The sequence below is a fragment of the Kitasatospora sp. NPDC088783 genome (assembly GCF_044750705.1).
GTDB classification, from domain to species: Bacteria; Actinomycetota; Actinomycetes; order Streptomycetales; family Streptomycetaceae; genus Kitasatospora; species Kitasatospora fiedleri.
Window position 1 is genome coordinate 292,589 of sequence record NZ_JBIVKJ010000003.1, and the last position, 18,469, is coordinate 311,057.

An 18,469-nucleotide genomic window follows, 5' to 3' on the forward strand; every position below is an offset into this window, starting at 1 on the left:
TCAGATGCGGCCGCGGTCGCGGCTCTTGGCGGCGCGCCGGGCGGGCGGCGCGGCGGCGGGTTCGGACGGGGCGGCGGCGCGTTCGGCGTGCTGGGCGAGCCGGGACTCGCAGTGGTCCAGCCAGCGGATCTCCGCCTCGGTCTGGAAGATCAGCTGCTCCAGCACCAGCAGCCAGGCCAGGTCCTTGCCGGAGCCGTCGTCCGCGGCCAGCGCCCGGCCCTTGAGCCGGGTGTAGTCCTGGAGCGCCTGCATGCTGTGCCGGCGCTGGCCGTGCACGACCGCGGCCACGTCCACGCCGGGGATGGTCACCGCCATCGCCAGCTTGATCGCCAGTTCGTCGCGCGGCGGGTTGGTGCGCGGCACCGGGGTGTCGAACCACCGGCGCAGCTCCGCGCGTCCCTCGTCGGTGACGGAGTAGAACTGGTGGCCCTCGTCGTCCTCGCCGGCGGCCTCCACCAGACCGTCGCGCTCCAGGCGGCCCAGCGTGGTGTACACCTGGCCGACGTTGAGCGGCCAGGTCGCCCCGGTGCGGGCCTCGAACTCGGATCTCAGCTGGTAGCCGTAGCGCGGGCCCTGGTCGAGCAGGGCGAGCAGGCCGTGACGGATCGACATACCGAGTATGTATACCCGGTATGCCCGCCACCCTCAAGCCGCCGGGCCGTTCACCCGGGCCCGGTACGGTCGACGGCGTGACCACACTGCGGATCGCCACGTACAACCTGCTGCACGGCCAACCGCTCGCCCCCGACGGCAGCCCGGCGCCCCGGCCCGCCGATCCGGGCGGCCCGCTGGCCGAGGCCGTCGCCTCGCTCGACGCCGACGTGCTCGCCCTCCAGGAGGTCGACCGCCACCAGGAGCGCTCCGGCCTGGTCGACCAGGCGGCCGTCGCCGCGAAGGCGATGGGCGCCGCGGACTGGCGCTTCGCCGCCGCGCTGCACGGCGTCCCCGCCCCCTCCGCGGGCTGGGTGCCCGACCCGGAGCGGCCCGGCCTGGCCGTCTACGGGCCGGCCGACCTGGCCGACACCGCCCGGCCCTCGTACGGCACCGCACTGCTCACCCGGCTGCCGGTGCTGCACTGGCGGGCCCGCCGGTTCGCGCCCGCGCCCTTCGGCCTGCCGCTGCGGGTGGCCGGGCGGCGCGGGCTGACGCCCGTCCCGGACGAGCCGCGGGCGGCGCTGGCGGCGGTGCTGGCCGGGCCGGGCGGGGAGTTCACCGTGGTGGCGGCGCACCTGTCGTTCGTGCCGGGGTGGAACGTCGGGCAGCTCGCCGCGATCCGGCGCTGGATCGCCGACCTGCCGCAGCCCTACCTGGTGCTCGGCGACTTCAACCTGATCGGCGCGGTGCCGCGCACCGTGCTCGGCTCGGCGCACGCGATCCAGCGCACGGCGCGGCGCGAGCGCGTCCGCACCGCACGGCGCACCCGGCTGCAGGGCTGGTACGACCTGGCCCGCACGCCGACCTACCCCGCGCACCGGCCGACCGTCCAGTTCGACCACATCCTGGGCATCGGCGTCCCGCGCAACACCGTCGGCTCGGTCTCGGCGCCCCGCACCGGGGTCTCCGACCACCGGCCGCTGGTGGTCGAGGTCGAGGTCTGATCAGCGCCCGGGGGTCAGGCGTCGGCCCCGGTGCCCACCGCGGCCCCCGGGTCCCGGGGGGGCCGCCTGGGCGGGCAGCGCGACGGGGTCGAACTGGAGCAGCAGCATCGCCGCGTCGTCGCCGAGCTTGTGGCCGACGTGCCGGACCACGTCGTCGTGCAGGCGCTGCAGGACGTCGCCGGGGCCGTCGTCGGCGAGCAGCGGGAGCCGGTCGGTGAGCGGGTAGAAGGCGCCGCCGTGGTCCCGGGCCTCGATGACGCCGTCGGTGTAGAGCAGCAGGCGGTCGCCGGACCGGAGCTCGACCAGTTGCAGCGGGGGGCAGACGTCCTCGGGGTCGAGCACGCCCAGCGGGGGGACGGTCTCGTCGGCGGCCAGCAGGTGCGGCGGCTCCTCGCCGCGGAGCAGGACCGGCGGCGGGTGGCCGCAGTTGGCGATCTCCAGGACGCCGTCGGGGCGGACGCCGACCAGCACCAGGGTGACGAACTCCTCCTCGACGCCGGGGTGGTCGTTCTCGTGCAGGGCCCGGTCCAGGCTGACGGCCAGCCAGCCGGCCACCCGCTCCAGCGCGGGCTCCTGGTGGGCGGCCTCGCGGAACGCGCCGAGCACGGCGGCGGCGGTCTCGACGGCGGCCAGCCCCTTGCCGCGCACGTCGCCCATCACGGCGCGCACGCCGTGCCGGGTGTTGACCACCTCGTACAGGTCGCCGCCGATCGAGGCGTGCGCCGCGGCGGCGGCGTAGCGGACGGCGGCGCGGACCGGCCCGACCCGGTCGGGGACCGGGCGCAGCAGCACCCGGCGGGCGATCTCGGCGACCAACTGGGCCTCGGCGAGGGCGAGTTCCTGCCGCAGGCGGAGGGTGGCGCTGAGGTGGCCGATGCCGGCGATGACGACGATCGCGGCGACGGTGGCGGTGTGCACGGACTGGCCGAGGATGCCGTGGTACCAGGCCGTGCCGAAGGCGCACGCCTCGGCCAGGGCGCCGGTCAGCAGCGGGTACCACGTCCGGCGGGAGACGACGGCGGCGAGGGCGGGGACGGCGGTCAGGGCGGGCTCGACGCTGACCCGGCTGGCGGTCAGCAGGTCGAGGGAGAGGATCAGCAGCATGCCGATCAGCGGCAGGGCGTGCGAGGTCTTGGGCCAGGTCCCGGTGACGGTGCCCGGTACCGGGCCTGGGGTGGGGCCGTGGAGGACGTCCCTGATCCATCCGGTCGCGCTCAACGTCGGTCTCTCCAGCGGAAGGTGCGGGTGCTGCTCGGCACCTGCGGGTCTGACGGGAGGTCAGGGGGTCGGGAGCCCTGACGGCGGCCGGAGTACGAGGGATGACCGGTTACCGACCCCACAATAGGCACGAAACGTGCAGGGCGCACAGGTTTCGCGTGATCTCGTGACGGGTTGGATGCTCTGAGTGACTCTTTTCTACCTATTCCCGATCAGAAGATCGCTCAACTCCTTTCGGCCGGGAAGTCCTGACGGGGTTTCGATCCGGCCGGAGCGGACGTAGCAGAACGACGCGGTGACCTGCTCCACCGGAACGCCCGCCTGCTCGGCCCAGGCCAGCCGGTAGACGGCGAGCTGCAGCGGGTCGCCGGAGTCCTCCCGGCCGGTCTTCCAGTCGACCACCTCGTAGTGCGGTGACCCTGCGCCACCGCCCGCGTCCCGGTAGACCGCGTCGATCCGGCCGCGCACCACCCGCCCCGCGAGCACCAGCTGGAAGGGCGCCTCGACCCGGTACGGGGTGCGGCCGGCGTAGGGGCCGCGCAGGAACGCCTCCTTGAGCCGCTCCAGGTCGCGCTCGTCCTCGATCTCCTCGGCCTCCAGGCCGGGCAGCGCGTCGGGGCCGAGCAGCAGCGGCTGGTCGTAGCGGGACTGCACCCAGGCGTGGAAGCGGGTGCCGCGGCGGGCGGCGGGCGCGGGCGGGCGGGGCATCGGGCGGGCCAGGTCGCGGGCGAAGCCGTCCGGGTCGGCGGCCAGCCGCATCAGCTGGGTGGCGGACAGCGAGGCGGGCAGCCCGACGTCCCGGACGGTGCGCCGGGAGCGCTCCAACTCGCCGAGCAGGGCGGTCAGGTCGCGGTCCCAGGAGGCCAGCAGCCGCTGGTCCTCGGCGCCCATCGGCTCCGGCCCGGGGGCGGGCGCGCCGGCCAGCCGCTGCCGCACCACCCGGGCAACCCGTCGGCGGGCGTGCTGGGCGGTCGGGTCGAGCGGCAGCGGCCAGGGGGTCTCCACCGACACGTCGAACGCGGGGTTCCCGGCGTCCTCCGCCGGCTCCGCGGCCCAGTGCTCGACCTCGCCGTTGCCGGGCCGCTCGCAGTGCGCGCGCAGCGCGGTCAGGAACTCCGACGGCCCGCGGCGGCGCTTCTGGGTCGGCCCCCACCAGTGCCCGGAGGCCAGCAGCAGCGAGCGCGGCCGGGTGAACGCGACGTAGCCGAGCCGCAGTTCCTCGACCGCGCCGTGCCGGGCCGTCTCCTGCTTGAACCGGCCCATCCCCTTGGCGTCCCAGGCCGGGTCGGCGGGCAGCGTGGCGGCGTCGCCGCGCAGGGCGTGCGGCAGCACCCGGCGGGTGGAGGTCCAGCGCTCGCGCCCCTGGCCGGACGGGAAGCCCCCCTTGACCAGGCCGGGGACGGCGACCACGTCCCACTCCAGGCCCTTGGACTTGTGCGCGGTGAGCACCTTGACGGTGTCCTCGCCGCCGGGCAGCCCGGCGTCCAGGCCGCGCTCGTACTCCTGGGCGGCGCGCAGGAAGCCCAGGAAGGCGGCCAGGCCGGGGTCGCCGTCCAGGTCGGCGAAGGAGGCCGCGATGTCCAGGAAGGAGTGCAGCGTCTCGCGGCGGCGGGCGGCCAGCGCCAGCGGGGAGGCGGAGAGCTCGACCTCCAGGCCGGTGACGGTGAGCACCCGGTGCAGGACGTCCATCAGCGGTTCGGCCAGCGCCCGGCGCAGTTCGCGGATCTCCCGGGCGAAGCGGGCGAAGCGGACCCGCGCCTCGGGCGAGAACGGCAGGTCGTCGGGCTGCTCGGCGTCGACGAAGGTCTCCAGCGCGTCGGCCAGCGAGACCACCTCGGTCGGGTCGGTCCCGGCCACGGCGGCGGCCAGCGGGTCCTGCTCGCCGGGGCGGGCGGTGCGGACGAGCTCGGCGGCCCGGCGGCCGAGCAGGGCCAGGTCGCGCGGGCCGGTGCGCCAGCGCGGGCCGATCAGCAGGCGGACCAGGGCGGCGTTGGCGGTCGGGTCCTGGAGCACCTCGCAGACCGCCACCAGGTCCGCCACCTCCGGGAGTTGCAGCAGCCCGCCGAGGCCGACCACCTCGACCGGGACCTGCCGGGCGACCAGCGCGGCGTGCAGGTCGGGGAAGGAGCCGCCGGCCCGGCAGAGCACCGCGATCCGGCCGGGCGCGGTGCCGGTGCGCACCAGGTGGGCGATCGAGTCGGCCAGCCAGTCCACCTCCTCGGCGTGGGTGGGCAGCAGCGCGACGCGGGCGTAGCCGTCGAGCTCGGCGCCGGGGGCCGGGCGCAGCGCCGCCACGCCCTCGTGCATCTCGCGCAGCGGGGCGGCGAGTTCGTTGGCGAAGTCGAGCAGCCGGCCGCCGCTGCGGCGGTTCTCGCTGAGCGAGAAGCGGTGCGCCGGGCCGCCGTCGGCGCGCGGGAAGTGCCGCGGGAAGTCGTCCAGGTTGGCGACCGAGGCACCGCGCCAGCCGTAGATCGCCTGGCAGGGGTCGCCGACCGCGGTGACGGGGTGCCCGGCCCCGGCGGAGCCGCCGAACAGGCCCGCCAGCATGAGGCGTTGGGCGACGGAGGTGTCCTGGTACTCGTCCAGCAGCACCACCCGGTACTGCTCGCGCAGCAGCCGGCCGACCTCGGGGCGCTGCTGGGCCAGCCGGGCGGAGGCGGCGATCTGGTCGCCGAAGTCGAGCAGGCCGAGCCTCTGCTTGCGGGCCCGGTAGTCCTCGACCAGCTGCAGCAGTTCCTGCCGGCCGCGGGCGGCCTTCGGGACGGCCCGCAGGTCCTCGTTGGAGAGCTTGACGGTGGCCAGCCGGTCGAGCAGCTCCTGGTCGTACGCGCGCAGCCGCGCGGGCTCGACCAGGTGCTCGGCGAGTTCGGAGTCCAGCGCGATGATCTCGGCGACCAGCGCGCTGAAGGTGCCGGTGAGCCCCGGGAACGGGCCGCGGGCCTGGCGCAGGACCCGGGCGGCGAGCTGGAAGCGGGTGGCGTCGGCGAGCAGCCGGACGTCGGGTTCGATGCCCAGGCGCAGGCCGTGCTCCTTGAGCAGGGTGCCGGCGAAGGCGTGGTAGGTGGAGACCTGCGGTTCGCCGAGGGCGTCCTCGTCCGCCGCGCGGACCCCGGCCCGCAGCAGGGCGGCGCGGACGCGTTCGGCGAGTTCGCCGGCCGCCTTGTTGGTGAAGGTCAGGCCGAGCACCTGCTCGGGGCGGACCGCGCCGGAGCCGACCAGCCAGACCACCCGGGCGGCCATCACGGTGGTCTTGCCGGAGCCCGCGCCGGCCACGATCACGCCGGGCTCCATGGGCGCGCCGAGGGCCGCCACCTGCTCGTCGTTGAACGGGATGCCGAGCAGGTCGCGGAGCTGGGCCGGGTGCCGGAGCGGCTCAGTCGACGACATGCCGCCCGTCCCGCTGCGCGGAGCAGCTGCCGCGGAAGGAGCAGCGCCCGCAGCGCTCGCCCGCGGTGGGGGTGAACCTCTCGGCGAGCACCTTCCCGGCGGTGGTGACCAGCAGGTCCTCGATCCAGGGGGTGCTCTCCTCGGGCAGCTGCCGCTGCACCTTGGGGGCCTCCGGGTCGCCCTTGGCGGGCTCGCGCAGGTGCACCAGCTCGGCCCCGCCGGGGGTGGCGCCGTGCTCGAAGCCGGGCAGCGAGTCGAGCGCGCCGTTGCCCACCGCCAGCTGGTAGACGGCGAGTTGGCGGTGCCCGGGCAGCGACTTGTCGGTCGGGACCTGCTTGCCGGTCTTGAAGTCGACGACGTAGGCGCGGCCCGCGGCGTCGGTCTCCACCCGGTCCATCGAGCCGCGGACGCGCACCGCGACGCCGCCGACGTCCAGCGTCAGGTCGAAGCCGTACTCGGTGGCGACGGTGGTGCGCCCGCGCTCCAGCACGTGCCAGCGCAGGAAGCGCTCCAGGGCGGCCCGGGCCTCGCCCTTCTCCTGGGCGGACTTCCACGGCGCGTCGAAGGCCAGCGCGTCCCAGACGGTGTCCAGGCGCTCCATCAGGACGGCCAGGTCGGCGGGGGTGCGGCCGGAGCCGACCTCGTCGGCGAGGGCGTGCACCACGTTGCCGAAGCCCTGGGCGGCGGAGGCGGTGGTGCCCGCCTTGACGTCCTTCTCCAGGAACCACTGGAGCGAGCAGGACTCCAGCTGCTCCAGGCCGCTGCCGGAGAGTCCGACGGGCTGCCCGGGCTCGCGCAGCGGCTGCGGGGCGGCGGTGGGGTCGTCCAGGCCCCACCACTGGTCGGGGTGGGCGGCGGGGACGAGCGGGCGGCCCTCCTCGTCCAGGGCGGCGGCCAGGGTGGCGAGCCGTTCGGCGGCGGCCCGGCGCAGCTGCGGGGAGCGGGCCGGGTCGACGGTGACGGCGCGCAGCTCGGCGACCAGCGCGGGCACCGACAGCGGGCGGCGCGGCCGGGAGGTGACGTCGGCGACCCTGACCGGCGGGGTGCGCTCCAGCACCTTGCCGGTGCGCGGGTCGAGCGTCTCGCGGTAGAGCTCGCGCAGGAACCGGGAGGGCTCGTCGCCGTCCTCGGCCGGGGCCTTGACGGCGGTGACCACCAGCCGGTCCTTGGCCCGGGTCGCGGCGACGTAGAACAGCCGGCGCTCCTCGGCGAGCAGCGCGCCCGCCGACAGCGGCTCGGCCAGGCCGTCGCGGCCGATCCGGTCGGCCTCCAGCAGCGAGCCGCGGCGGCGCAGGTCGGGCCAGAGGCCCTCCTGGACGCCGGCGACGACGACCAGCCGCCACTCCAGGCCCTTGGAGCGGTGCGCGGTCATCAGCCGGACGGCGTCGGGGCGCACCGCGCGCACGTGCAGGGTGTCGGCGGCGATGTCCTGGGCCTCGACCTCGGCGAGCAGGTCGAGCGCGCCGCGGTGGCCGGTGACCCGCTCCTCGGCGCGGGCCGCGGTCTCGAACAGGGCGCACAGCGCGTCCAGGTCCCGGTCGGCGTTGCGCCCGGCGGGGCCGCCGCGCAGGGCGGCCCGCTCCAGCCGCTCGCGCCAGCGCCGGGAGCCGTCCCACAGCTCCCACAGCGCGTCCTCGGCGCTCGCGCCGCCGGCCAGCAGCTCCCGGACCTTGCGCAGCAGCGTGCCCAGCTCGTACGCGCGGCGGGCGTGGGGGGCGGCCAGCAGGGCGAGCAGTTCGGGCTGCTCCAGGGCCTCGCGGATCAGCTCCTCGGCGGGGCGGACCACCCCGGGGGTGCCCTCGGCGGCCAGCGCCCGGCGCTCCTCCTCGCGCAGGGTGCGGCCGAGGCGGCGCAGGTCGGAGCCGTCCAGGGCGGCGAGCGGGCCGGTGAGCAGGGTGTGCGCGAGGTCGGCGGTGAGCGCGCCGGGGCCCTCGGCGCACACCCGCAGGGCGAGCAGCAGCGGGACGACGGCGCTCTCCTCGCGCAGCGGCAGGTCGTCGCCGTCGATCTCCAGCGGGACGCCGGCGGCGGTCAGCGCGCGGCGCACCGCCGGTATGGTCCGGGACCCGGCCCGGACCAGCACGGCCATCTCGCCCCAGGGCACGCCGTCCTCCAGGTGGGCGCGGCGCAGCAGGTCGGCGACCGAGTCGAGCTCGGCGCCGGGCGTCGGGTAGGTGTACACCTCGACGGCGCCGCCCTCGCGCCCGTGGCCGGCCGCGGAGGGCAGCAGGGCGCGGTGCGCGGCGAGCTTGTCGGCGGGCAGCCGGCCCATCGGCATCCGGCGGGCCAGCTCCCGGGAGGCGGCCAGCAGCACCGGCCGGGAGCGCCGGGAGACCCGCAGCACCTTGACCTCGGCGGGGCTGCCGTCGGCGCGCGGGAAGGCGTGCGGGAACTCCAGGATGCCGTTCACGTCGGCGCCGCGGAAGGCGTAGATCGACTGGTCGGGGTCGCCGACCGCGACCAGGTCCCGGCCGCCGCCGGCCAGCCGCTGCAGCAGCCGGACCTGGGCCGGGTCGGTGTCCTGGTACTCGTCGACGAACACCGCGTCGTAGCGCCCGCGCAGCCCGGCGGCGACGTCCGGGCGCTCGGCGAGCAGCACGGCGCGGTGCACCAGCTCGGCGTAGTCCAGTACGCCGCGCAGGTCCAGCACGTCCAGGTACTCGGCCAGGAAGTGCGCGGCGGCGGCCCAGTCGGGGCGCTGCACGCCCCGGGCGAAGCGCTCCAGCTCCGCCTCGCCCAGGCCCAGCTCGCGGCTGCGGGCGAGCACGGCGCGCACCTCGTCGGCGAAGCCGCGGGTGGTCAGGCAGGCCCGCAGGTCGAGCGGCCAGTCGATGGTGCCGGCGCCCGCCCTCGCGTCCTCGGCGCCGCCGGCCAGCAGCTCGCGGACCATCACGTCCTGCTCGGGGCCGGAGAGCAGCCGCAGCGGCTCGGCGTACTCCTCGGGCGCCTGGTGGGCGCGGAGCAGGGCGTAGCAGAACGAGTGGAAGGTGGTGGCCTGCGGGGCGGTGGCGCCGATCCGGGCGGTCATCCGGTCGCGCAGCTCCATCGCGGCCCGGCGGCTGAAGGTCAGCACCAGGACGCGTTCGGGCGCGGTGCCGTCGGCGACCCGCCGGGCGACCGCCTCGACCAGCGTGGTGGTCTTGCCGGTGCCGGGCCCGGCGAGCACCAGCAGCGGCCCCGACGCGTGCTCGACCACCGCCTGCTGGAAGGAGTCCAGCTGGGGCGGGTCGGGCTGGGCGAGGGGGCTGCGCACCAGGCGGAACGGTGAGGTCACTGCGGTCCAGGGTCGTACGGCGGTTCAGGCGGTTCAGGCGGTTCGGGCGGTTCGGCGGCGGGCCGGGAGGCGGGCTCGCCCGACGAGCCTACGATCCTGCACCCACAGACCCCTCCGGCGCACCTCTCCCGGTCAGACCCCTCCGTCCCAGCGGGCGGCCCGCAGGTCGACCCGCGGCTCGCCGCCGACGGTGCGCAGCGGGGTGCCCTCGGACCGGTACTCGGGCAGCGCCCGGTGCTCGTGGCCGGGCAGCGGCCGCCCGTCCGCCCGGATCACCCGCCACCAGGGCACCGGCGCCCCGTACAGCGCCATCACCCGGCCGACCTGCCGGGGACCGCCGCGGCCCAGGTACTCGGCGACGTCCCCGTACGTCATCACCCGGCCGGGCGGGATGCGCTCGGCGAGGTCGAGCACGGCCTCGGCGTACGGCGGGATCTCGGGGACGTCCTCGGGCTCGGTCATCCGACGCATTCTTCCCCATCCGGTCGATTTCCAGCACCCCGTGCGGGCGACCCGGCGCGCGGGATGCCGCCCCTGGACCGCGCCCGGGTGGCGGGCATGGCAGCATCTTCGGGGCAGTGCGACACACCAGGACGAAGACCAGATGACCGGGACGGCGGAATTGAACGTGGACGAGGGCTCCGAGCAGCCCGCCACCGACGGTTCCGCCGCGCGGGGCCCCGCCGCCCCACCGGTCGACCTGCGCCACCGGGCACGGGACGCGCACCACACGGGGGAGGAAGCGGTGGCCGCACAGCTGCCGCCGGACGGCGGGCCGGACCGGCCGCCGGACGGGCCGGACGAGCCCTACGGACCGGACGGGCCGCCGGACGAGCCCTACGGACCGGACGGGCCGCCGGACGAGCCCTACGGCCCCGGCGGGGCGGACGGCCCCTACGGCCCGGGCGAGGACCAGCCCGCCGAGGAGCCGGCCGGCGAGTACCTGGCCGTCGACGAGCCGCTGCTCGCCCCGCGCGCGCACCGGCCGTCCGACCTGCTGCGCTTCCTGGCCGGGCTGTTCGGCATCATCGCGGTGTTCGTGCTGGCGCAGGTGGCGGTCTCCACCACCACCGGCATCGAGAACGACATCACGGTCAACGCCAACCGCATCCCCGGCGTGCTGTCCAAGATCTCCGCGCTGGTGTCCTCGGTCGCGGTGCTGACCGTGCCGCTGGCCTTCGCCGTCGAGCGGCTGATCAAACGCGACGGCCTGCGGGTCGCCGACGGCGTGCTCGCCTCGGTGCTGGCGTACGGCGTCTCGCTGGGCGTCGACTGGTGGGTGGCCGCCAGCGCGCCCGAGGAGATCCGCAACGCGCTGACCCAGAGCTCCCCCGGCAGCGACACGCTCACCGACCCGGTGCACGGCTACCTGGCGCCGGTGATCGCCTACATGACGGCGGTCGGCATGTCGAGCCGCCCGCGCTGGCGGGTCGCCCTGTGGGTGGTGGTGATCCTCTCCGGCGCCGCCGAGCTGATCAACGGCAACACCACCCCGCTCTCCCTGGTGCTGACCGTCCTGATCGGCTGGTCGGTGGCGTACGGCACGCTGTACGCGATCGGCTCGCCGAACATCCGCCCCACCGGGCAGCACCTGATGATCGGCCTGCGCAAGGTCGGCTTCGTCCCGTCCGCCGCGCACCTGGCCCCGCCCGCGCCCGGCGGCACCCGCCGCTACCTGGTCACCCAGCAGACCGGCCCGCTGCTGGACGTGCACATCATCGACCGCGAGCAGCAGGCGTCCGGCTTCTTCTACCGCGCCTGGCGGCGGCTGCGGCTGCGCTCCGTCGCGGTCCGCCGCAGCCCCCAGTCACTGCGCCAGGCGCTGGAGCAGGAGGCCCTGATCGCGTACGCGGCGGCCGCCTCCGGGGCCCGCGCCCCGCAGCTGGTCGCCACCTCCGAGCTGGGCCCGGACGCCGCGATCCTGGTCTACGAGAACGTGGCCGGGCGGACGCTGGACGACCTGGCCGACGCGGAGGTCACCGACGCGGTGATGGCCTCGTTCTGGAAGTCCGTGGCCACCCTGCACGAGCGCCGGATCGCGCACCGCCGGCTCACCGGCGAGTCGCTGCTGGTGGTCGACGAGCAGACCGGCTGCCTGGTCAACCTCTCCGGCGGCGACATCGCGGCCGGCGACCTGACCCTGCGCATCGACGTCGCCCAGCTGATCACCACCTTCGCCCTGCGGATCGGCCCGGAGCGCGCGGTGGCCGTCGCCACCGCCGTCCTCGGCCCGACCCGGATCGCCGAGGCGCTGCCGCTGCTGCAGCCCGTCGGCCTGAGCCGGCAGACCCGCGGCGACCTCCAGCGGATGACCAAGGAGCGCAAGGCCGCCGCCCAGGCGCTGGCCCTCCGGCAGGTCGCCGCCGGGGAGCGCACCCAGCAGCAGGCCGAGGAGGACATCGCCCAGGCCGGCGAGGACCTGCTGGCCCGGATCCGGGCGCAGATCCTGCAGATCGCCCCGGAGGCCCCGCTGGAGCCCGCCAAGCTGGAGCGCCTCAAGCCCAAGACACTGATCATGGTGGTGGCGCTCACCTTCGCCGCCTACCTGGCCCTGACCACCATCCGGCCGGACCAGTTCAAGGTCTCCCAGATGAACTGGGCCTGGGCCTCGGTCGCGCTGGCCGCCTCGGCGTTCTCGTACGTGGCCGCCGCGATGAGCCTGACCGGCTTCGTCCCGGAGAAGCTCCCGTTCTGGCGCACCGTCGCCGCCCAGCTGGCCGGCTCCTTCGTGAAGCTGGTCGCCCCGGCGGCGGTCGGCGGCATCGCCCTGAACACCCGCTACCTGCAGAAGGCCGGCATCCGCCCGGTCCAGGCCGTCGCCTCGGTCGGCGCCTCCCAGCTGGCCGGCCTCGGCGGCCACCTGCTGCTGCTGTTCGCCTTCGGCCTGATCACCGGCTCCCAGACCAACGGCGACCTCGGCGCCTCCCGGGCCGTCATCATCGGCGTCCTCACCGCGGCCGTGCTGGCCCTGGTGGTGGCCGCGGTCGGCCCGCTGCGCCGCTTCGTGGTGACCCGGGTCCGCTCCCTGCTGTTCGGCGTGATCCCGCGGATGCTCGACCTGATGCAGACCCCCCGCAAGCTGATCACCGGCTTCGGCGGCATCCTCCTGCTGACGCTCTCCTTCACCGCCTGCCTGGACGCCTCCGTGCACGCGTTCGGCGGCGGCGCCAACGTCACCTACGCGGCCGTGGCCGTGGTCTTCCTCACCGCGAACGCGGCCGGCTCCGCGATCCCCACCCCGGGCGGCATCGGCCCGGTCGAGATCGCCCTGATCACCGCCCTGACCGTGGCCGGCGTCCCCGCCACCGCGGCCACCCCGGCGGTCTTCCTCTACCGGCTGCTCACCTTCTGGCTCCCGGTCATCCCGGGCTGGGTCGCCTACAACGTCCTGCACCGCAGGAACGCCCTCTAGGACCCCGGCCCCTTTGCGGGACCCGGAGGGCCCCTGGACGCACGGAACCGCCCGGCCGGGGACGGCATCCCCGACCGGGCGGTCGCGCGGAGGGCACGGGCCCGTCAGTAGACGGGCTTCTCCGGCTCGATCTGGTTGACCCAGCCGATCACGCCGCCGCCCAGGTGCACCGCGTCCGCGAAGCCCGCGGACTTGAGGACCGCGAGGACCTCGGCGGAGCGCACGCCGGTCTTGCAGTGCAGCACGATGCGCCTGTCCTGCGGCAGGTCCTGGAGGGCGTTGCCCATCAGGAACTCGTTCTTCGGGATCAGGCGGGCGCCCGGGATGCTGACGATCTCGTACTCGTTGACCTCGCGGACGTCGATGATGTCGATCGGCTCGCCGTTGTCGATCCACTCCTTGAGCTGCTTGGAGGTGATCGTCGAGCCGACCGCCGCCGCGCTGGCCTCCTCCGAGACCACGCCGCAGAACGACTCGTAGTCGATCAGCTCGGTGACCGTCGGGTTCTCGCCGCAGACGGCGCAGTTCGGGTCCTTGCGGACCTTCACCGAGCGGTACTGCATCTCCAGGGCGTCGTAGATCATCAGCCGGCCGACCAGCGGCTCGCCGATCCCGGCCAGCAGCTTGATGGCCTCGTTGACCTGGATCGAGCCGATCGAGGCGCACAGCACGCCCAGCACGCCGCCCTCGGCGCAGGACGGGACCATGCCCGGCGGCGGGGCTTCCGGGTAGAGGCAGCGGTAGCAGGGGCCGTGCTCGGCCCAGAACACGCTGGCCTGGCCGTCGAAGCGGTAGATCGAACCCCAGACGTACGGCTTGCCGAGCAGCACCGCGGCGTCGTTCACCAGGTACCGGGTGGCGAAGTTGTCCGTGCCGTCGACGATCAGGTCGTAGCCGGAGAAGATCTCCATCACGTTGTCGTTGTCCAGGCGCTCCTCGTGCAGGACCACCTCGACCAGCGGGTTGATCTCCTTGACCGAGTCGCGCGCGGACTCGGCCTTGGACCGGCCGATGTCGGACTGGCCGTGGATGATCTGGCGCTGCAGGTTCGACTCGTCGACCGTGTCGAACTCGACGATGCCGAGGGTGCCGACACCGGCCGCGGCCATGTACATCAGGGCCGGGGACCCGAGGCCGCCGGCGCCGACGCACAGCACCTTGGCGTTCTTCAGCCGCTTCTGCCCGTCCATGCCCACGTCGGGGATGATCAGGTGGCGGGAGTACCGGCGGACCTCTTCGACGGTGAGCTCGGCGGCGGGCTCGACCAGGGGTGGCAGCGACACGGGGACTCCGATGGTCGTCAGGTTCTGTTCGACTACGCCAACAGTGTCACGTGCCCGGGGTATTCCAAGACAGCGGGTCCAGTGGGTGAGATGCGCCGCACCGGATGCCGAGACCTCGGCTCCCCGGGCCAACCCCCTGGTCAGGCCCGGCCGTTCCGGTTCACACCCGGCAGGCGGTCTCCAGCCAGACGTCCCCGAGGGACTCCTCCAGCGGCACCTGCGTCCGCCATCCGAGACGGTCCCGGGCGGTCCGGACGTCCGCCTGCCGCCACTGCACCGGCTCCACCACCGCCCGCGCCTCCGCGGCCCGCAGCCCCTCCGCGCCCGCCTGCTGCGCGGGCAGCACCACCTGCCGGGCGTCCTCGGTGACGGTGCCCTCGAAGCCGGACGCCCGCACCAGCAGGTGCGCCGCGTCCCGGGCCCGGACGGCGTGGCCGGAGCCGATGTTGATCACCCCGGTGGCGGCCGAGACCGCCGCCGCCTGGATCGCCCGGGCCACGTCCCGGACGTCCACGAAGTCCCGGTAGCCGGACAGGTCCGGCATCCGCACCTGGCTCTCCTCCTGCTCCAGCGCCCGCCGCAGGCCCTCCGCCAGCCGCCCGAACAGCGAGGCCGTCGGCGCCCCCGGCCCGACCACGTCGAACACCCGCAGCACCAGCGCGTCCAGCCCCGAGTTCAGCACCAGCTCGGTGCCCGCCAGCTTCGACACCCCGTACGGACCGACCGGACGCGGCTCCGCGCTCTCCGGGATCGGCCCGCCCGGCTGCGCCGGACCGTACTCGGCCGCCGAGCCCACGTGCACCAGCCGGGCCGGCTCCCGGCTGCGCCGGATCGCCTCGCAGACCGTGGCCACCGCGAGCGTGTTGGACCGGATCAGGGTCCGCGACGTCCCGTACGTGGCACCCGCGCAGTTGATCACCACCTGCGCGGCGACCGCGTCCAGGAACCGGGCCAGCGCGCCCGGACTCCCCGCGGCCAGGTCGAACCGGATGTCGGCGGAATCGCCCCGGCCCAGCACGGTCACCTGAAGCCCCTCCTCCGCCAGCAGCCGATCGGCCACCCGCCGGCCGATGAACCCGTCGGCCCCCAGCAGCAGCACCCTCATCGGGTCCAAGTCCTTCCCTCAGGCCCGGCGACCGCCGGGCGGAACGAGATCTGATCGACACACCGGCCGGCCCACCGCCCCGGAGCGCGCACCGCCCGAAGCCGCGCGGCCCGGGCAGCCGGATCACCGGCACCCGACGACCGCCGGGCCCGGACGACGGCGACGACCCGGGCCCGGCCGACAGCCGCCGCCCGAAGCCGCGCGGCCCGGGCCCGACCGGCCGCACCGGCCCCACGACGGGCGCCCCACGGCTCCCGGCCCGGGACCGCGGCCCCACGCCGGGCCCCCGACCGCTTCCGGGCCCGGCCGCCGGTCGCGGCCCCGGCGGGGCCGCCCGCCGCCGGAACGGCCCTCACCGGTACGCCCCCGGCCTCGTGGACGGGGGCCAGGCGCGGCCGGCCAGCAGCAGGGCGGGCCCGAGGGCCGCGGCCGAGAGGCCGCCGGACGGGGAGGCGTCCAGCCAGTGCGCGGGGCCGGGCAGGGCCAGGACGGCGGCCCCGGCGGCGGCGGTGAGGACCGCGACCGCGGCGGTGCCCGGGCGGCCCGCGTCGCGGACCACGGCGGCCAGCAGCGGCAGGACGCCGAGCACCAGCAGCGCGGCCGGGCCGGTGGCGGGCGCGCCGTCGGCGAGGGCCCAGCCGAGCGCGGCGAGGACGGCCAGCTGCGCCAGCACGGCCAGCGGCAGCGCGAACCGCAGCCGGGAGCGGAACTCCCCCAGCGTGGCGGCCCCGCCCTGCCGCTGACCGAACCGGCGCAGCCAGGCCGCCGCCCATCCGGCCCCCGCCGCGCCGAACGCGGCGGCGGGCGCGGCCCCGGGCGCGGCGGCGGCGAGCAGCGCCAGCAGCAGCCCGGTCCCGGCGCCCTGTCCGAGCGCGGCCCACGGGAACGCGCCCCGCGCCGGCTCCCGGTCCGGCTCGCCACCGCCGCCCCGCTCCCGGCCGGTCAGGCCCCGGCCGTCGTCCGGGCCGCCGTCGTCCGGCCCCCGGCCACCCCGGCCCCGGCCCCGCCCCTTCCGCCGCCCCGGCCCACCGTCCGGCCGCTCCGCCAGCGCGGCCCCCGCGCCCGCGCCGAGCAGCACCGCCAGCGCCCCGCCGGGCACCCCGCCGAGCGTGGTCGCGGGCAGCAGCGGCAGCAGGTGGGCGGCGGCGGTGCGCAGGGCGGTGAGCGGCAGGGTGCGCAGCGGTGCGGCGGGCGGGAGCGGTTCGCGGGCGGGCGGGCGGCGGGGCACCCGGGCGTACAGCTCCTCGGCGAGGCCGAACACGTCGGCGTGCCGGTAGCGGGTGGCGCCGTCGGCGGCCAGGCCGGAGTCCTCCAGGGCGGCGGCGATCTCCAGCGGGTCGACCGCCTGCTCGCACAAGTCCCGGTTGGCGTCCAGGAGTTCGCGGACGGGGTCGGCGGGTGTGCCGGTCACAGTGCCTCCGCGAGGGCGGGTCCGGCGGCGGCCCGCGCGGGTCGCTCGGGCCGCGCGGCCGGGGTCGGCACGACCGGCACGGACGGCACGGTCGGCAGCGGGGTCTCCCCGCCGTTGGCCCCGGCCACCCAGTACTCGGCGGGGCGGGCGAACGGCCGGACCGGGGCGCCGGGGCGGGCCGGGAAGGCGGGGTAGCGGGAGACCAGGTCGAGGTAGACCTCGCGGAACGCGCCGACCACGGGTTCCACGGCGAAGCGTTCCTGCGCCCGCAGCCGGCCGGCCAGGCCGAGCCGGGAGCGCCGTTCGTGGTCGGTGAGCAGGGCCAGGCAGGCCGCGGCGAGGGCGCGCGGGCTGCGCGGCGGCACCAGCAGTCCGGTGGGGCCGAGCACCTCGCGGGCGACGCCGACCTCGGTGGCGACCACCGCCCGGCCGCTGAGCATGGCGTCGGCGAGCGGACGGGGGCTGCGCTGGGCGAGCGCGCTGAACACCACGGCGCTGCCGGACTCCCACGCCTCGGCGGACGTCCCGGGCCGTCCGGCGAACTCGACGGCGTCCGCGACGCCGAGCCGCCCGGCGATCGCGGTGCAGTGCGCGAGGTAGCCGGGCGCGCCCTCCTCGCCGTACATCCGGAGTCTGGCGGCGGGCAGTTCGGCCCGGACCCGGGCGAAGGCGTGCAGCATCAGTTCGGGGTCGCGGCCGGGCTCCAGCGCGCCGGCCCAGACCAGCGTCGGCGCCTCGGGCTCGGCCCCGGCGGCGGGCCGGGTGGTGGCGGTGGTGCCCTCGTGGACGATCCGGGTGCGGGCCGGGTCGCCGCCGCAGCGCTGCTGCCACCGCCGGTCGTACTCGCTGCCGGGGGTGAGCACGGCGGCCTGCCGGTAGGTCTCCTCGGTGAGCTGCCGGAAGAAGGACAGCAGCAGGGCCCGCACCGGCCAGCGGTAGGGGGCGCTGCGGTAGCCGCGGTACTGCTCGCGCAGGTGCAGGCCGTGCTCGGTGACCACGAACGGGACGCCGTGCAGGTCGCGGGCGACCAGCGCGGGCAGCGCGGCCGGTCCGCCCCCGACCACGTGGCACAGGTCGGCGCCGCCGAGCCCGGCCGGGCCGGTGCCGTACCAGGGCACGGACAGCGGCCGCAGGCACTGCTCCAGCAGGTCGGCGGCGACCAGCACGTCGCAGACCAGCGGCTGGCCGCCGGCGGTGTCGGCGCCGGGCATCCGCCAGGTCCGCTCCAGGACGCGGTGCGCGTGGCCGGAGGCGAGGAACGCGGGCAGCGCCTCGTCCTCCCGGCCGAGCGCAGCCAGCCGGTACAGCGCGGGCCCGAACCCGGCCCGCTCGCCGGGCATCACCAGGGCGCGGACGAGTTCCTCGTACGCCTTGAGGTACGCCCGGCGGCGCAGCGCGGTCGGTCCGCGCCCGGCGGGGCGGCGGCCCCACATCGGCAGTTCGTGGACGCCGTGCAGGCCGCGGACGCCGCTGGGCGGGGCCTGGCGGTCGGCGGGCAGCAGCCGGTAGAGCCGGAACTCGTGCTCGGGCAGGCCGTCGACCAGGCGGCCGCACCAGCCCCCTCCGCCACGCTGTGCGGTGGTGAGGGTGCCCTCGGTGAGCAGAGCGATGCGCACGACGCCTCCAGAGCAGAGCGTTTCGACTGGGTTCGCGGCCCTACGACACAGGGGAGTGCGTCCGTGCTCGACGGCCGTCCGGCCGGTGTCCGCTCCCCGCGGCCGCCGCCCTCGCCGTCTCGCCCCCCACACCTGTTCGGTCCGACAACACGACGGTAGAGCGCC

At 76.4% G+C, this 18,469-nt stretch carries 11 protein-coding genes; 2 read left to right on the plus strand and 9 right to left on the minus strand.

What is annotated here, in order from left to right; all coding sequences use genetic code 11:
* Positions 1–612, minus strand: coding sequence for a PadR family transcriptional regulator (locus ACIP60_RS09835; protein ID WP_100836451.1), 612 nt, complete (start codon positions 610–612; stop codon positions 1–3).
* A 77-nt stretch (positions 613–689) separates the two neighbouring features.
* Here ACIP60_RS09835 and ACIP60_RS09840 point away from each other — a divergent pair, with 77 nt between their 5' ends.
* Positions 690–1,598 (plus strand): endonuclease/exonuclease/phosphatase family protein, encoded by a 909-nt coding sequence (locus ACIP60_RS09840; protein ID WP_100838510.1) that lies wholly within the window; start codon positions 690–692, stop codon positions 1,596–1,598.
* On the opposite strand, the gene ACIP60_RS09845 is transcribed toward ACIP60_RS09840, so the two are convergent.
* From ACIP60_RS09845 to ACIP60_RS09860, 4 genes are all read right to left on the minus strand, one after another.
* Entirely contained in the window at positions 1,599–2,816 is a 1,218-nt protein-coding gene (locus ACIP60_RS09845) for a PP2C family protein-serine/threonine phosphatase (RefSeq protein ID WP_400681998.1), read from the minus strand.
* A 198-nt stretch (positions 2,817–3,014) separates the two neighbouring features.
* Complete coding sequence (locus ACIP60_RS09850; RefSeq protein ID WP_400681999.1) at positions 3,015–6,203, minus strand: ATP-dependent DNA helicase; 3,189 nt, start codon at positions 6,201–6,203, stop codon at positions 3,015–3,017.
* A complete protein-coding gene (locus tag ACIP60_RS09855) occupies positions 6,190–9,477 on the minus strand; it encodes an ATP-dependent helicase (RefSeq protein ID WP_400682000.1) in 3,288 nt (1,095 codons plus the stop codon). Before ACIP60_RS09855 ends, ACIP60_RS09850 begins: the two co-directional genes overlap by 14 nt.
* 132 nt (positions 9,478–9,609) lie before the next feature.
* The gene (locus ACIP60_RS09860; RefSeq protein ID WP_400682001.1) at positions 9,610–9,948 is read right to left on the minus strand and encodes an MGMT family protein; all 339 of its coding nucleotides are present in this window, start codon (positions 9,946–9,948) and stop codon (positions 9,610–9,612) included.
* A gap of 133 nt (positions 9,949–10,081) precedes the next feature.
* Here ACIP60_RS09860 and ACIP60_RS09865 point away from each other — a divergent pair, with 133 nt between their 5' ends.
* Positions 10,082–12,889: a lysylphosphatidylglycerol synthase domain-containing protein gene (locus tag ACIP60_RS09865; RefSeq protein WP_400682004.1), complete on the plus strand. Its 2,808-nt coding sequence runs from the start codon at positions 10,082–10,084 to the stop codon at positions 12,887–12,889.
* Positions 12,890–12,993: 104 nt separating this feature from the next.
* Here the strand turns inward: ACIP60_RS09865 and moeZ are convergent, their stop codons facing one another.
* The 4 genes from moeZ to ACIP60_RS09885 form a co-directional block, all read right to left on the minus strand.
* A complete protein-coding gene (moeZ, locus tag ACIP60_RS09870; RefSeq protein WP_400682007.1) occupies positions 12,994–14,172 on the minus strand; it encodes an adenylyltransferase/sulfurtransferase MoeZ in 1,179 nt (392 codons plus the stop codon).
* A gap of 160 nt (positions 14,173–14,332) precedes the next feature.
* On the minus strand, positions 14,333–15,277 hold the full coding sequence (locus tag ACIP60_RS09875; RefSeq protein ID WP_100836458.1) for an NAD(P)-dependent oxidoreductase: 945 nt from the start codon (positions 15,275–15,277) through the stop codon (positions 14,333–14,335).
* Between the two features lie 352 nt (positions 15,278–15,629).
* On the minus strand, positions 15,630–16,688 hold the full coding sequence (locus ACIP60_RS09880; protein WP_400682010.1) for a hypothetical protein: 1,059 nt from the start codon (positions 16,686–16,688) through the stop codon (positions 15,630–15,632).
* The gene (locus tag ACIP60_RS09885) at positions 16,685–18,304 is read right to left on the minus strand and encodes a DUF3492 domain-containing protein (protein ID WP_400682011.1); all 1,620 of its coding nucleotides are present in this window, start codon (positions 18,302–18,304) and stop codon (positions 16,685–16,687) included. Before ACIP60_RS09885 ends, ACIP60_RS09880 begins: the two co-directional genes overlap by 4 nt.
* Positions 18,305–18,469 lie beyond the last annotated feature (165 nt).

What these genes read in the sequence shown, in the direction of transcription:
- ACIP60_RS09835 (WP_100836451.1), bottom strand. Translation starts at nt 612, where the DNA reads ATGTCGATCCGTCACGGCCTGCTCGCCCTGCTCGACCAGGGCCCGCGC.
- ACIP60_RS09850 (WP_400681999.1), bottom strand. Translation starts at nt 6,203, where the DNA reads ATGTCGTCGACTGAGCCGCTCCGGCACCCGGCCCAGCTCCGCGACCTG.
- ACIP60_RS09860 (WP_400682001.1), bottom strand. Translation starts at nt 9,948, where the DNA reads ATGCGTCGGATGACCGAGCCCGAGGACGTCCCCGAGATCCCGCCGTAC.
- ACIP60_RS09865 (WP_400682004.1), top strand. Translation starts at nt 10,082, where the DNA reads ATGACCGGGACGGCGGAATTGAACGTGGACGAGGGCTCCGAGCAGCCC.
- ACIP60_RS09875 (WP_100836458.1), bottom strand. Translation starts at nt 15,277, where the DNA reads ATGAGGGTGCTGCTGCTGGGGGCCGACGGGTTCATCGGCCGGCGGGTG.